Origin of the sequence: Afipia massiliensis, assembly GCF_014203115.1 — a bacterium.
GTDB classification, from domain to species: Bacteria; Pseudomonadota; Alphaproteobacteria; order Rhizobiales; family Xanthobacteraceae; genus Afipia; species Afipia massiliensis.
The window spans coordinates 269,293-282,368 of record NZ_JACHIJ010000002.1; the positions used below are offsets into that span (position 1 = coordinate 269,293).

At 60.8% G+C, this 13,076-nt stretch carries 10 protein-coding genes; 7 read left to right on the top strand and 3 right to left on the bottom strand.

Annotated features, from left to right (window positions below; translation table 11 throughout):
• Window positions 1-694 precede the first annotated feature (694 nt).
• From HNQ36_RS06035 to HNQ36_RS06050, 4 genes are all read left to right on the top strand, one after another.
• On the top strand, window positions 695-4,444 hold the full coding sequence (locus HNQ36_RS06035; RefSeq protein ID WP_184083061.1) for a vitamin B12-dependent ribonucleotide reductase: 3,750 nt from the start codon (window positions 695-697) through the stop codon (window positions 4,442-4,444).
• Window positions 4,445-4,529: 85 nt separating this feature from the next.
• Window positions 4,530-5,774 carry a hypothetical protein gene (locus HNQ36_RS06040; protein WP_184083063.1) on the top strand — a complete coding sequence of 415 codons (1,245 nt, stop codon included), beginning with the start codon at window positions 4,530-4,532 and terminating at the stop codon, window positions 5,772-5,774.
• Between the two features lie 112 nt (window positions 5,775-5,886).
• Window positions 5,887-6,909, top strand: coding sequence for an LLM class flavin-dependent oxidoreductase (locus HNQ36_RS06045; RefSeq protein ID WP_184083065.1), 1,023 nt, complete (start codon window positions 5,887-5,889; stop codon window positions 6,907-6,909).
• Window positions 6,910-7,083: 174 nt separating this feature from the next.
• Window positions 7,084-7,368 (top strand): DUF1488 family protein, encoded by a 285-nt coding sequence (locus HNQ36_RS06050; RefSeq protein ID WP_184083067.1) that lies wholly within the window; start codon window positions 7,084-7,086, stop codon window positions 7,366-7,368.
• 60 nt (window positions 7,369-7,428) lie between these two features.
• Here HNQ36_RS06050 and HNQ36_RS06055 read toward each other — a convergent pair whose 3' ends face one another.
• On the bottom strand, window positions 7,429-8,127 hold the full coding sequence (locus tag HNQ36_RS06055; protein WP_184083069.1) for a hypothetical protein: 699 nt from the start codon (window positions 8,125-8,127) through the stop codon (window positions 7,429-7,431).
• A 210-nt stretch (window positions 8,128-8,337) separates the two neighbouring features.
• On the opposite strand from HNQ36_RS06055, the gene HNQ36_RS06060 reads away from it, so the two are divergent.
• Window positions 8,338-9,318 carry a Bug family tripartite tricarboxylate transporter substrate binding protein gene (locus HNQ36_RS06060; RefSeq protein WP_184083071.1) on the top strand — a complete coding sequence of 327 codons (981 nt, stop codon included), beginning with the start codon at window positions 8,338-8,340 and terminating at the stop codon, window positions 9,316-9,318.
• 62 nt (window positions 9,319-9,380) lie between these two features.
• Here HNQ36_RS06060 and HNQ36_RS06065 read toward each other — a convergent pair whose 3' ends face one another.
• A complete protein-coding gene (locus HNQ36_RS06065) occupies window positions 9,381-10,295 on the bottom strand; it encodes a LysR substrate-binding domain-containing protein (protein ID WP_184083073.1) in 915 nt (304 codons plus the stop codon).
• A gap of 110 nt (window positions 10,296-10,405) precedes the next feature.
• On the opposite strand from HNQ36_RS06065, the gene HNQ36_RS06070 reads away from it, so the two are divergent.
• A complete protein-coding gene (locus HNQ36_RS06070) occupies window positions 10,406-11,362 on the top strand; it encodes a Bug family tripartite tricarboxylate transporter substrate binding protein (RefSeq protein ID WP_246395294.1) in 957 nt (318 codons plus the stop codon).
• 61 nt (window positions 11,363-11,423) lie between these two features.
• Here the strand turns inward: HNQ36_RS06070 and HNQ36_RS06075 are convergent, their stop codons facing one another.
• Window positions 11,424-11,846, bottom strand: coding sequence for a group III truncated hemoglobin (locus tag HNQ36_RS06075; protein WP_184083075.1), 423 nt, complete (start codon window positions 11,844-11,846; stop codon window positions 11,424-11,426).
• 132 nt (window positions 11,847-11,978) lie between these two features.
• Between HNQ36_RS06075 and HNQ36_RS06080 the strand changes: the two genes are divergently transcribed.
• Window positions 11,979-12,962, top strand: a complete 984-nt coding sequence (locus HNQ36_RS06080; RefSeq protein WP_184083077.1) for a DUF4344 domain-containing metallopeptidase — start codon at window positions 11,979-11,981, stop codon at window positions 12,960-12,962.
• The last annotated feature ends 114 nt before the right edge of the window (window positions 12,963-13,076 follow it).

Genomic DNA, 13,076 nt, shown 5'->3' on the forward strand with positions numbered 1-13,076 from the left:
GTCCACAGGTTTGGCCCTTCGACTCGAATTCCACACCATGTGGATGACGGGGAGAAAGACCGCGCGCGCGCACCTGCCCCACCCGAAATCCGCAAAATGCGCGCATACCCAAGACGCGATTTTGGAGGCTCGCGACAAACCTTGGAGGAACTCACAAGGAGGTGAGATTTCGGCTTCCGAATCCACAAGGACTCACCGATACTTCCCGCAATGCGAACCATCCCGGCGATGCGCCATCCCGCTGGAAATTCGCATTTTCCACCATATTTAGTATTTGATTCAACTTTCGACACTAATCCTTGACGTGCCGGATGGAGTCGGCCTAGCTTTGGGACTGTTCGGCGCGGGGGTTTTCAGTCCCGCCGGGCACCTCCCGAAAAGGGTCAAAACGACAACTCCGTCAGGCCGCTCAAAGCCACGGGACGTGGATTTGTCTGCTCTTTTTTCGGAGCCGGGCGGCAGTCCGGGCAAAAGGCGAAACCGCGGCAAACCGTGGCGCATAAGGCGAGTTTGGGGCGTTCGGGCAAGGCCGGTTTGGGGACCGGATCGCGCCCACCAGAGTTAACAGGCCGCGGCTTCGGACCCGAAACGGGACGACGTGAACGGCAAACACTGCGAACGAACCGGTTCGCAAATTGAAATCTCCGGCTTACCGTCAAGGGACGGGAGCGCCGGCAAAGGACGGGGCACTACAATGCGCATCGAACGCCGCTACACCAAAGCCGACCAGTCACCCTACGCCGCCATCGACTTCCGGCTGACGACGAGCGAGATCCGCAACCCCGATGGCTCGGTGGTGTTCCGCCTTGAGAACGTCGAGGTCCCCGAGTTCTGGTCGCAGGTCGCCTCCGACGTTCTGGCGCAGAAGTATTTCCGTAAAGCCGGCGTCGCCTCGCGCCTGAAGAAAGTCGAGGAAGAAACCATTCCCTCATGGCTGTGGCGCTCGGTGCCGGACACCGAAGCCCTCGCCGCCCTCCCCGAATCCGAGCGCATCGGCGGCGAGCATTCCGCCAAGCAGGTGTTCGATCGCCTCGCCGGCTGCTGGACCTACTGGGGCTGGAAGGGCTCGTACTTCTCGTCGGAAGAAGACGCGCGCGCGTTCTATGACGAACTGCGCTTCATGCTCGCCAAGCAGATGGTCGCGCCGAACTCGCCGCAATGGTTCAATACCGGACTGCACTGGGCCTACGGTGTCGATGGTCCGGGCCAGGGCCACTACTATGTGGACTGGAAGACCGGCAAGCTAACCAAATCCAAATCGTCCTACGAGCATCCGCAGCCGCACGCCTGCTTCATCCAGGGCGTGGACGACGACCTCGTCAACGAAGGCGGCATCATGGACCTGTGGGTCCGCGAAGCGCGCCTGTTCAAGTACGGCTCCGGTACCGGCTCCAACTTCTCGCGCCTGCGTGGCGAAGGCGAAAAGCTTTCCGGCGGCGGCCGCTCAAGCGGCCTGATGTCCTTCCTCAAGATCGGCGACCGCGCAGCGGGCGCCATCAAGAGCGGCGGCACCACGCGCCGCGCGGCCAAGATGGTCGTGGTCGATGCCGACCATCCGGATATCGAGACCTATATCGACTGGAAGGTGAAGGAAGAGCAGAAGGTCGCCGCTCTCGTCACCGGCTCCAAGATCAACCAGAAGCACCTCAAGGCCATCATGAAGGCCTGCGTGAACTGCGAAGGTTCAGGCGACGACTGCTTCGACCCCGAGAAGAACCCGGCGCTCCGCCGTGAGATCAAGTTCGCGCGCCGCGCCATGGTGCAGGACAATCTCATCAAGCGCGTGATGCAGTTCGCCAAGCAGGGCTACACCGACATCTCGTTCGACACCTACGACACCGACTGGGATTCGGAAGCGTATCTCACCGTTGCCGGCCAGAACTCGAACAACTCCGTCTCGCTGAAGGACGATTTCCTGCGCGCGGTGGAAACCGACGGCGACTGGAATCTCAACGCCCGCACCAGCAAGAAGGTGATGAAGACGCTGAAGGCCCGCGACCTGTGGGAGAAAATCGGTTACGCCGCCTGGGCGTCGGCCGATCCCGGCCTGCACTACAACACCACCATGAACGACTGGCACACCTGTAAAGCCAGCGGCGACATCCGCGCGTCCAATCCGTGCTCGGAATACATGTTCCTCGACGACACGGCGTGCAACCTCGCCTCCGCCAACCTGCTGACCTTCTATGACACGCAGACCCGCCGCTTCGACATCGAAGCCTATGAGCATCTGTGTCGCCTGTGGACCGTCGTGCTGGAAATCTCCGTCATGATGGCGCAGTTTCCGTCGAAGCCGATCGCTGAACTCTCCTATGAGTACCGCACGCTGGGCCTCGGCTACGCCAACATCGGCGGCCTGCTGATGACCATGGGTCTGTCGTATGACTCCAAGGAAGGCCGCGCGCTGTGCGGCGCGCTGACCGCAGTCATGACCGGCACCAGCTACGCCACCTCCGCCGAAATGGCGAAGGAGCTTGGCCCCTTCCCCGGCTACAAGAAGAACGCCGCGCACATGCTGCGCGTGATCCGCAACCATCGCCGCGCCGCCCATGGCCATTCCAATGGCTATGAAGCACTCGCTGTGAACCCCGTGCCGCTCGATCACGCGAGCTGCCCGCAGGGCGACATCGTCACCCGCGCGAAGTTCGTCTGGGATCAGGCGCTCGAACTCGGCGAAGCCCACGGCTACCGCAACGCGCAGACCACAGTGGTCGCGCCGACCGGCACCATCGGCCTTGTGATGGATTGCGACACCACTGGCATCGAGCCGGACTTCGCGCTGGTGAAATTCAAGAAGCTCGCCGGCGGCGGCTACTGGAAGATCATCAACCGCGCCGTTCCGGAAGCGCTGCGCGCGCTCGGCTATCCTGAGAACCAGATCGCCGAGATCGAAGCCTACGCGGTCGGCCACGGCTCGCTGGGCCAGTCGCCCGGCGTCAACGCCTCGACGCTGAAGGCCAAGGGCTTCACCGACGAAGCCCTGAAGAAGGCCGAGGCTGCATTGCCGACCGCCTTCGACATCAAGTTCGCCTTCAACAAGTGGACCTTCGGCGAAGACTTCCTGCGCGACACCTTGAAGATCGAACCGGAAGCCATCGCGGCCCCCGGCTTCGACCTGCTCACCGCTATGGGCTTCAGCAAGCGCGAGATCGAAGCCGCCAACATCCACATCTGCGGTGCGATGACCGTGGAAGGCGCGCCGCATCTGAAGGCCGAGCACTACAACGTGTTCGATTGCGCCAACCCCTGCGGCAAGGTCGGCAAGCGTTATCTCTCGGTGGAAAGCCACATCCGCATGATGGCGGCGTCGCAGCCTTTCATCTCGGGTGCGATTTCCAAGACCATCAACATGCCGAACGACGCCACGGTGGAGGATTGCAAATCCGCTTACCTGCTGTCGTGGAAGCTCGCGCTCAAGGCCAACGCGCTCTATCGCGACGGCTCGAAGCTTTCGCAGCCGCTGAACTCGCAGCTCATCAGCGATGATGACGAAGAGGAAGATGCCATCGAGGCGTTCTACGACAAGCCGATGGCGGCGCGCACCACCCAGGTCTCGGAGAAGATCGTCGAGAAGCTGGTCGAGCGCATCATCGTGATGCGCGAACGCGAGAAGATGCCGGATCGCCGCAAGGGCTACACCCAGAAGGCAGTCGTTGGCGGGCACAAGGTTTACCTGCGCACCGGCGAATACGATGACGGCCGCCTCGGCGAGATCTTCATCGACATGCACAAGGAAGGCGCGGCGCTGCGCTCCTTCATCAACAACTTCGCCATCGCCGTTTCGCTCGGTCTGCAATACGGCGTGCCGCTGGAAGAGTATGTCGACGCCTTCACCTTCACCCGCTTCGAGCCTGCGGGCCCGGTGCAGGGCAACGACTCGATCAAGTTCGCGACCTCGATCCTCGACTACGTGTTCCGCGAACTCGCTGTGTCGTACCAGTCGCGCTTCGATCTCGCCCACGTCGACCCGAGCGAGACGCAGTTCGACGCGCTCGGCAAGGGCGTCGAGGAAGGCCGCAATCCGGACGGCAACAAGTTCGTCTCCAAGGGCCTCACCCGCTCGCGCACCGACAAGCTCGTGGTCATGCAAGGGGGCGCACATGCCGGCGTCGATGCGCAGGCGTCCGGCAACGTCACGTCGATTGCGTCAGCCGGCGCGACCGCACGGCATCACGACGGGCAGGACAATGTCGAGGGCGCGGTGGCACTCAAGGTCGCCGAGCCCGAGCGCGAACTCTCGCCGACGGAAAAGCTGGAGCAGCAGAACTGGAGCAAATCAGGTTCGGCAGCTCAGGCTGCACCATCCAAGGCCGAGCGCCGCGCGGAAGCGAAAGCCCGAGGCTATGAAGGCGACATGTGCACCGAGTGCTCGAACTTCACGCTGGTCCGTAACGGCACGTGCATGAAGTGCGACACGTGCGGCAGCACGACGGGGTGTTCTTGAGGCGTCGTACTCCAATTAAGTTGAAATACAAAAGCCCCGTGAAAGCGGGGCTTTTTACTACCTAAACCGTTGGAAGAGGACCGCAATGCCGAAGCATTTTAGTTGGAGAAGTGGTTTCGACAACAATGTGCTGTTGGGAAAATTCGCCAAAGCGCGAACAACGAATGGAAATCGCTGTTCGTTCAATGCCGCAGAATACCACTATTGGCTCCCGGTAATTAATACCGCCATACGAGCGGACGCGGCGGCAACGTCACTGAAAGATTCGTGCATAGAACAAGCTCTGAACGATGCGGCGCTTCCGTTAAACAATCTCGATACGTTCATCGAAAAATGCGAAGCTGCGTTTCTCGCGCTGTCTAAGCGAAAAAAGCAAAAATTCGTTTTCTATTCAACTCTAACGTACGAAGGACCGAAGCTATTTGATTGGATATCCGACGGAAACGCTAAGATTTATTGGAATCCCAGTTTCAAGGGAAAATTCATGAAGGCGGCGACAGTTGCGCGCGCTGGATTAAAAAATATACGCAGAGCTAGAAAGGTTCCTGAAGATAGCAACGAATTAACACCGATCCTTGTTCACGTTTCTGCATACGACGCACATGACGCACATAATCAAGCAAGCGATTCTCTGGACCGTCTGCGCGGGCTTTTAAATCTTCTGATAAATTCAGGAAATGACATCAATCCATTTTCAGATTTAACACCGCCACACGCGGTGAATAGATTTCGTCGCGGGCCATACCATACGGTCCACCAGCCCGACGGTTCACTCGCAATGGAAATGTTTTGGTACGAGCCTCGGTGGACTCATGATCTTCCGAGCATAAAATTCAAAGACACGAAAGACTACAAAAAATCGCTTAAAAAATGGTGGGGCAAACTTCAAGGAAATCCCCTGCAAGAAGATTTGTCAGCTGCGCTGATTCAATATTGCCGCGCGCTTGATCTTCACGAATCGGATGCATCACTGCTTGGCATCTGGCAGGTGCTTGAGAAAATTACGGGTGCAGATAAATACGATGTGCTCATCAACCGAGTAGTTAAATTATTCAAAGACTCCAGTGATGCCCGCTTGATCGCTAACCACATTCGAATACGTAGAAATGGAAGCGTTCACGCTTCCGAGGGCATCAGCAAGGAAGCACAAGCTATTTTGTTGCAAGCCGATACACTTGCAGGCCAAGCGATATTCTTCTGTCTAAATCACGGCGCCAAGTTTTCTGACCTTAAAGAACTGCAAGAATTCATGGATTTGCCGTTAGACTTATCAAAGTTGGATCGCCATAAAAAACTCATAGATTTCTTTGTTGCTTTCCAAAACCGCTAAACTTTGGGTTAGAGCGCCAGCCAAACATTCAGCTAGCCATCTTCACGACCTTGCCTCACGCGCCTGCAACCCCATCTAGGACGGATCGCACACGCACGAGTCCCCCGCCTCAATGAAGAAAATCGGATTTCTCTCCTTCGGCCACTGGTCGCCCTCCTCGCATTCACAAACGCGAACCGCCTCTGACACGCTGCTGCAATCCATCGATCTCGCCGTCGCTGCCGAAGAGCTTGGCGCGGACGGCGCGTATTTCCGCGTGCACCATTTCGCGCGCCAGCTCGCCTCGCCCTTCCCGCTGCTTGCCGCCGTCGGCGCCAAGACCAGCAAGATCGAGATCGGCACCGCCGTGATCGACATGCGCTACGAGAACCCGCTCTACATGGCGGAGGACGCGGGCGCTGCCGATCTCATCGCGGGCGGGCGTTTGCAGTTGGGCATCAGCCGCGGTTCGCCCGAGCAGGTCATCGAGGGCTGGCGCCATTTCGGCTATCAGCCTGCCGAAGGTGAAACCGACGCCGACATGGGCCGACGCCACGGCGAGGTATTCTACGACATCATCCGGGGCAAAGGTTTCGCGCAGCCGAACCCGCGCCCGATGTTTCCCAACCCGCCGGGACTGTTGCGGCTTGAGCCGCATTCCGAAGGCCTGCGCGACCGCATCTGGTGGGGTGCCGCGTCCAACGCGACCGCCGTGTGGGCGGGCAAGCTCGGCATGAACCTGCAAAGCTCGACGCTGAAGAAGAACGAGACCAACGAGCCTTTCCATGTGCAGCAGGCCAAGCAGATCCGCCTCTATCGCGAAGCCTACAAGGAAGCGGGCCACACGCGCACGCCGCGCGTCTCTGTCAGCCGCAGCATCTTCGCCCTGATGGACGATCGCGACCGCGACTATTTCGGGCACGGCAATGAGGGCGGCGACCAGATCGGATTCATCGAGGCGGATATGCAGGCGATTTTCGGGCGCGGCTATACGGCCGAGCCGGACAAGCTGATCGAACAGTTGAAGTCGGATGAAGGCATCGCGGAAGCCGATACGCTGCTGCTGACCGTGCCAAATCAGTTGGGCGTCGATTACAATGCGCATGTCATTGAATCGATCCTGAAGCATGTTGCCCCAGCACTCGGCTGGCGCTGAGCAAACACTCATCACCGGGCTTGTCCCGGTGATCCCGACCGCCCGCCGCTAAAGTCCCCCAAAGCGTCCCCCGACACATTCAAGGACATCCGCAGAAGATACTCCGCTGCGCGCGCCGTAAGTGCGCTATACTCTTTCAGGGCACGGCATCTCATGCCTGAAAGGACGATCCCCATGTCACTCACCTTCCTTCGCGCCCAGGGTCACGATTACCAGACCGGCACGTTCCTGTTCTTCATGGCTGACGGCGAAACCGAAATTCAGTGCGGCGTCTCGGACTCGGCGATGGACGACGCCGAGAAGGCGCGCAACGTCCGCGAAAGCCAGCGCGGCGACCAGTTTGCGCGTCTGCAGGACCGCATCACCGATTGCGCCGCCAAAAAATATCTCGCCGGAAATCTGGAAGCTGGCGCGTCGCGCATCCTCGTGCGCTCGATCGACCTCACGCCGCGCAAGTAACTGCGGCTTCCCTGCCGGTTCATCAACGGGAAGCGATCCCCGCGCTAGGCTACGCGCACTTTACGGCGAGCGCGTCGATGTCACGTCGTCGCACGTCATCGAGAATGCCAGTCGAAAAACCGATGACGATGGACCGGCTGACGCGCCGGCTGCTTCCAACGCCGTCGGTTGAAGCTCGGACAACAGAACCTGCCGCAGGGCCTCGTCGCTGTATCCTGACACAAGAACGATCCAGTCCGCCGCCGCATCAGCACCGCCGCGAATGCGCTGCTCGGTGGTGACGCCGGATTTGGGCGTGTCCGTCTGGAGAAGGTGCGCTCCCGTGACGCCGGGCCGCGACGGCAGCGCCACCAGGGCATCGCGCAAATACGCGGACAGCGCGTCCTCCCTGCCCGGCTGCGGCGACAATCGCAGCGTCACCATCACGCTCGCGACACCGCCGCCGTGACTGGCGATCACCCGGCACTGGCTGCGCACCATGTTGCGATGATGTGGCATCATCTTCTTTGACCACGGCGTCGGATCGTTCAGCCGGGCGAGATAGTACTCGGACGTGAGCGTCTCGTAGGCGTCCAATTCGTAAATGACGAAGAAGCCCTCACTTCCGTCCGCGGCGGACCAGCGCGATCCGCGAAGAAATCCCGGAATGCTCATTCGCTCGGGAAAATGCTCGTGCGAGTGCCAATCCTCGAATTCGGCGCGCCGGTCGGGAGCCATGTCCCACCACATCGCCACGGCGGCGCGACCCAGCAAGGTCATCTGCAAGTCCCTTCGTCCAAACCTGGCCGCGCGATCTCGCCGCGTGTGCTTGCGATGCCGCCACCTTTCCATCCTGCTCTTAATTGATATAGCATCCAAGCCTGCCGGCGCGGCACCCACGCGGCGCGGGAAGAACAAGCAATAATCAAAATGCGGTTGGGCGGCCGACACACCGCCGCCCGGAAGCCGCGCATCAGAAGGAAACACCACATGAAATGCCTCGTCCGCGCGCTGGGAGCGCTCGTCGTCATCTCCACTTGCGCCGGAAACGCATCAGCCCAGTCCTCGGCCCAGAGCTGGCCGACCCGGCCGATCCGCATGGTCGTGCCCTACACGCCGGGCGGCTACACCGACATGATGGCGCGCCTTGTCTCCGAGAAGATGGCGGCCGCGCTTGGGCAGAGCATCGTCATCGAAAACAAGCCGGGCGCCAACGCCGCGATCGGCACCGACGTGGTCGCCAAGGCCGCGCCCGACGGCTACACCTTCGGCACCGTGATCGCGGCCCATGCGGTCAATGCGACGCTCAAGGCAAACCTGCCTTACAACACGGAAAAGGATTTCACCTATGTCTCGCTGATGAGCGTCGCGCCGCTGATCCTGATCGCGACGCCCTCGTTGCCTGCGAAAGACATGAAGGAGTTGATCGCGCTGGCCAAGGCGAAGCCGGGCCAGCTCAATTTCGCGTCCAGCGGCGTCGGCTCTGCGGCGCACCTGACCATGGAGATGCTCAAGAGCCGCGAAGGCATCAATCTTCAGCACGTGCCCTACAAGGGCACGGCAGGCGCGCTGCAGGATCTGGTGGGCGGCCAGATCAACGTCATGTTCGATATCATCGGGCCATTGATGGAGCAGGTGCGCGCGGGCAACGCCAAGGCGCTCGGCGTGGCTGCGAAGGAGCGCGTTCCGGCGGCCGGCGATATGCCGACCCTGAACGAGCAAGGCGTGAAGGATTTTGCCTCCGGGACCTGGGCTGGCATCGTCGCGCCGGCGGGCGTGCCCAAGGAGATCGTCGAGCGCGTGGCTGCCGAGGCAAAGAAAGCCCTCGCCGATCCCGACCTCAAGAAAAAGCTTGAACAGCAGGGTATCGTCGCCATGGGCACCACGCCGGACGAATTCCGGAAGTTCGTCGGCGAGGAAGTCGCGCGCTGGAAGCAGGTCATCACCGCGGCCGACGTCAAGATCGACTAACGAAGATCGACTAACGTTGGCGGCGTCAATCGCGGGCAGCTGACTGTCAGTTGCCCGCGCCATTAGCGCCGCGCCGTTCGCTTCACCGATAGTCCCGCGGCCTTGCAGTGCCGCCGGACGGCTGCGGCGATTTCGGTCGCCGCGCGGCTTCGCGCACGGCCGTTGCGCCAGATGATCGCGGCTGTCCTCGTCACGCCGGGCTGCACGATCTCGATCTGTCTCAGTCCGCTCTCTTCGCCGATGGCCCGCTCGAACAGGATCGCGGCCGTCTGACCCTGAAGACGAATAGTCTCAAGCATCGCATCGATCGAACTCATCTCCAGCCATATGTCGCGCTCGATCCATTTCCCAAGCTCGGCATTGATGATACGGCGCGACAAGAACCGTTCGGTCTGAACCGCCAGTCTCAGGCCGGGCAGCATCTGCGCGGGAACGGATTTTCGCCGCGCAAGCGGATGATCGTCCCGAACGACGAGCATCAGGCGCTCCGAGAACAGCGCTTCCGCTTCTACATCCATGCGCCCCGGTGTTGCGAACGACAGACCCAGATGAAGCGCGCCGCTCGCAACCTGCGCCGCGATGTCCGGCGCCGGCAGATCCTCGATAGAGATATGAATTCCTGGATACGAATGCGCGAACTCCGCGATCACGGCGGGGAGCAGCGTGGTGTTGTAGGTATGGATGACTCCGATCCGGACCCGGCCACGCACGAGGTCACGAAGACCATCCAGCGCAAACCGTCCCTCGTCGACCTCCTCCAACGCACGACGCGCGTAGTCCGAGAATGTTCGTCCCGCGTCGGTCAGCTGAATTCCGCGCCCGACGCGATCAAAGAGCCGGGTTCCGAGCAGCGCCTCAAGCTGTCCGATCTGGTGCGACAGCGTTGACTGGGTCACATGCAGCGCTTCGGCCGCGCGCGTAATGTGCTCGGAGCGTGCAATTTCCAGAAAATACCGAAGGTGCCGAAGCTCAACCATTCATTGATGCCATCGATTGATCCACGCGATATATATCATTTGACTCATTGGACGGTCCACTTCCTATGTGGGCGCAAAAGCACACAGAAACCCCTGCGGAGGAGACCGTTTTGCGGAAGATTTTGATCGCGACTTGCATGGTCCTGGGCATCGGCCAGGCCTCGGCTGCCGACTTTCCCACCCGTCCGGTCCGGCTCATCGTCCACTTCCCGGCCGGTTCCTCCACCGACGTGATCGCGCGCACGTTTGGCGAGAATATCTCGAAAAAGCTGGGCCAGCAGATCATCATCGACAACAAGCCCGGCGCGGACGGCGCGATCGCGGCAAACGAACTGAAACGCAGCCCGGCGGACGGCTATACCATCATGCTCGCGACCAACAGCGCGATGTCCGGGGTGCCGGCCACGCGCAAGACGCCGCCCTACGATGTGACCGCCGATTTCACGCCGATCACCGAGATCGGCCGCTACAACTTCTTTCTTTACGTCAGCAAGGATGTCCCGGCCAAAACCCTGCTGGAGTTGATTGCCTATGCCAAGGCCAATCCCGGCAAACTCGCCTACGGCTCGGGCAACATCACGGGCCGCCTGGCTTTCGCGTCTGTTGTCGCCGCGAACAATCTCGATGTGACGCCTGTTCCCTACAAGGGCGAGCCGCCCGCCATCACCGATCTGATTACCAACCGTATCCAGGCGATGGTAGCGACGTCCGGCACGGGTCTTCCTCAGGTGAAGGACGGAAAGATCCTGGCACTGGCGACCATTCTCGAAAAGCGCAGCGCCGCCGCGCCGGATGTGCCTACCATGGCCGAAGCAGGCTTTCCGGATTTCAAGATCGAGCCATGGCTAGGCTTGTTCGGTCCGCCGAACATGCCCCGCGACATCGTTGTCTTGCTGAACACCGCATTCAAGGAAGCCATGTCCGATCCCGCAGTGAAGCAGCGGATGGTCGAGCAGGATTTTGCGCTGACGCCGTCAACGCCGGAAGAACTCGGAGCGCTGGTAAAGCGGCAGCTCGACATCCACCGCAAGATGGTCTCCGCCGCCGGGATCGAAATCATAGAGTGAGGGCTACGCCCCGAGGCACGACGATCGAGGGAGCTGACTGCAAATCAGCTCCCTCGCCCGCTTACACGCTATGCCTCGGCTTTGCGATCTCGCCGCGCGTGGTGGCGATGCCCATCTCGAAGCTGTCGGCGATGCGGCGGGCGCGGATGATGAAGGCCTCGGCCACGTCGCCCTCGAAGATTTCGCGCGCGGTCTTTTCGAATAGCTGAAGCCAGCGGTCGAAGTGTTCGCCCTTGATCGGCAGCATCAGATGCGGGCGCATGGGGCGGCCTTCGTAGCGGCCGGTCTTGAGCAGCATCGACGACCAGAAATCGCTGATCTGCGCGATATGATGGTCCCAGTCTTTCACCACCGTGTTGAAGATCGGCCCGATGACATCGTCGGCGCGGGCGCGGCCGTAGAATGTCGCCACGAGTTGAGCGATCTTTTGTTCGGTCAGGTCGGGATGGAAGGTGTGAATGGCGAGAGTTGTCTGGTCGGTCATGCGGCTGATGTAAGCCGCCGCCCCGCCTGAGGCAACCGCGTACAGCGTTCACTTTCCGGTTGACGGAACGCGCGCATTCTTGCTGCTCTTGATCGAACCGTAAGACCCAAGCCCGCCAGCGGGAGGACATGCATGCCCAGTCCCATGGATCGCGCATTCGCGCCGGACGGGAAGCCGCGCAGCTCTGTGCGGCCAAAGCCCGCGGCGACGGCTGCGATTGTCGCCGCAGCGGTCATGGTTCTTTCACTGTCCGCCATCGCCACCGCGAACGCAGCCCCCAGAGGCAAGCCCAATCAGATCCGCTACGAGTATGTGCCGCCGAAGAATCCGGCGCACCAGCCGATCCACGATCAGATGAAGCAGGGCCATGCCCTCGAAAACCTGCAGGAGTTGCTCAGTCCTCTGCGCCTGCCCTATCCGTTGATGATGAGGGTCGCTGGCTGCGATGGCGTCGCCAACGCCTGGTATGAGAATGAAGTCATCACGGTCTGTTATGAACTGTTGGCGGAGATCCAGAAGAACGCGCCAAAGCAGGATCTTCCCATCGGCATTTCCCGGGCGGACACAATGCTGGGTCCGGCACTCGATGTGTTCCTGCACGAAACCGGACACGCGGTCTTCCATATGCTGGAGATTCCCGTGCTCGGCCGTGAGGAAGACGCTGCCGATCAGTTCGCTGCCTACGTCATGCTCCGGCTCGGCAAGGACGAGGCCCGCCGGATGATCCTGGGCTCCGCCTACGGCTACAACATCCAGATGCCGCAGGGACCGCACGTCACCGTTCCGCTCAATGCGTTTTCGGACGAACATTCCCTGCCCGCCCAGCGCGCGTTCAACGTCCTGTGCATCGCTTATGGCGCAGACAAGAAGATGTTTGCCGACATCGTCGAAAAGGATTTCCTGCCGAAAAAGCGCGCCGAAGGCTGCGAGTACGAATACGAGGACCTCACCTTCGCGATGACGAAACTGATCGGTCCGCATATCGACATGCGTGTTGCCAAAAAATTTCACGAGGTCTGGGCACGAACCGTCAGCGCGCGGCGCGCACGTCTCGCGCGGCCATCGGATACACCTGATGCCAAGCCGGACCGCGTCGGGACCGGAGGCAAGCCGTAGCGGGCATTGCATTTTTCGCGACTGCGAGGAACACGCCCCGGCCGCACTTAGCCGTTTGGAACGAAACCGCTGCCTCCGGGTTGAAACTCTCAAGCTGTGTGTGAGAAGGCGGGG

Coding starts and splice junctions, on each gene's coding strand:
- HNQ36_RS06035 (WP_184083061.1), top strand. CDS start 695: ATGCGCATCGAACGCCGCTACACCAAAGCCGACCAGTCACCCTACGCC.
- HNQ36_RS06040 (WP_184083063.1), top strand. CDS start 4,530: ATGCCGAAGCATTTTAGTTGGAGAAGTGGTTTCGACAACAATGTGCTG.
- HNQ36_RS06045 (WP_184083065.1), top strand. CDS start 5,887: ATGAAGAAAATCGGATTTCTCTCCTTCGGCCACTGGTCGCCCTCCTCG.
- HNQ36_RS06050 (WP_184083067.1), top strand. CDS start 7,084: ATGTCACTCACCTTCCTTCGCGCCCAGGGTCACGATTACCAGACCGGC.
- HNQ36_RS06055 (WP_184083069.1), bottom strand. CDS start 8,127: ATGACCTTGCTGGGTCGCGCCGCCGTGGCGATGTGGTGGGACATGGCT.
- HNQ36_RS06060 (WP_184083071.1), top strand. CDS start 8,338: ATGAAATGCCTCGTCCGCGCGCTGGGAGCGCTCGTCGTCATCTCCACT.
- HNQ36_RS06065 (WP_184083073.1), bottom strand. CDS start 10,295: ATGGTTGAGCTTCGGCACCTTCGGTATTTTCTGGAAATTGCACGCTCC.
- HNQ36_RS06075 (WP_184083075.1), bottom strand. CDS start 11,846: ATGACCGACCAGACAACTCTCGCCATTCACACCTTCCATCCCGACCTG.
- HNQ36_RS06080 (WP_184083077.1), top strand. CDS start 11,979: ATGCCCAGTCCCATGGATCGCGCATTCGCGCCGGACGGGAAGCCGCGC.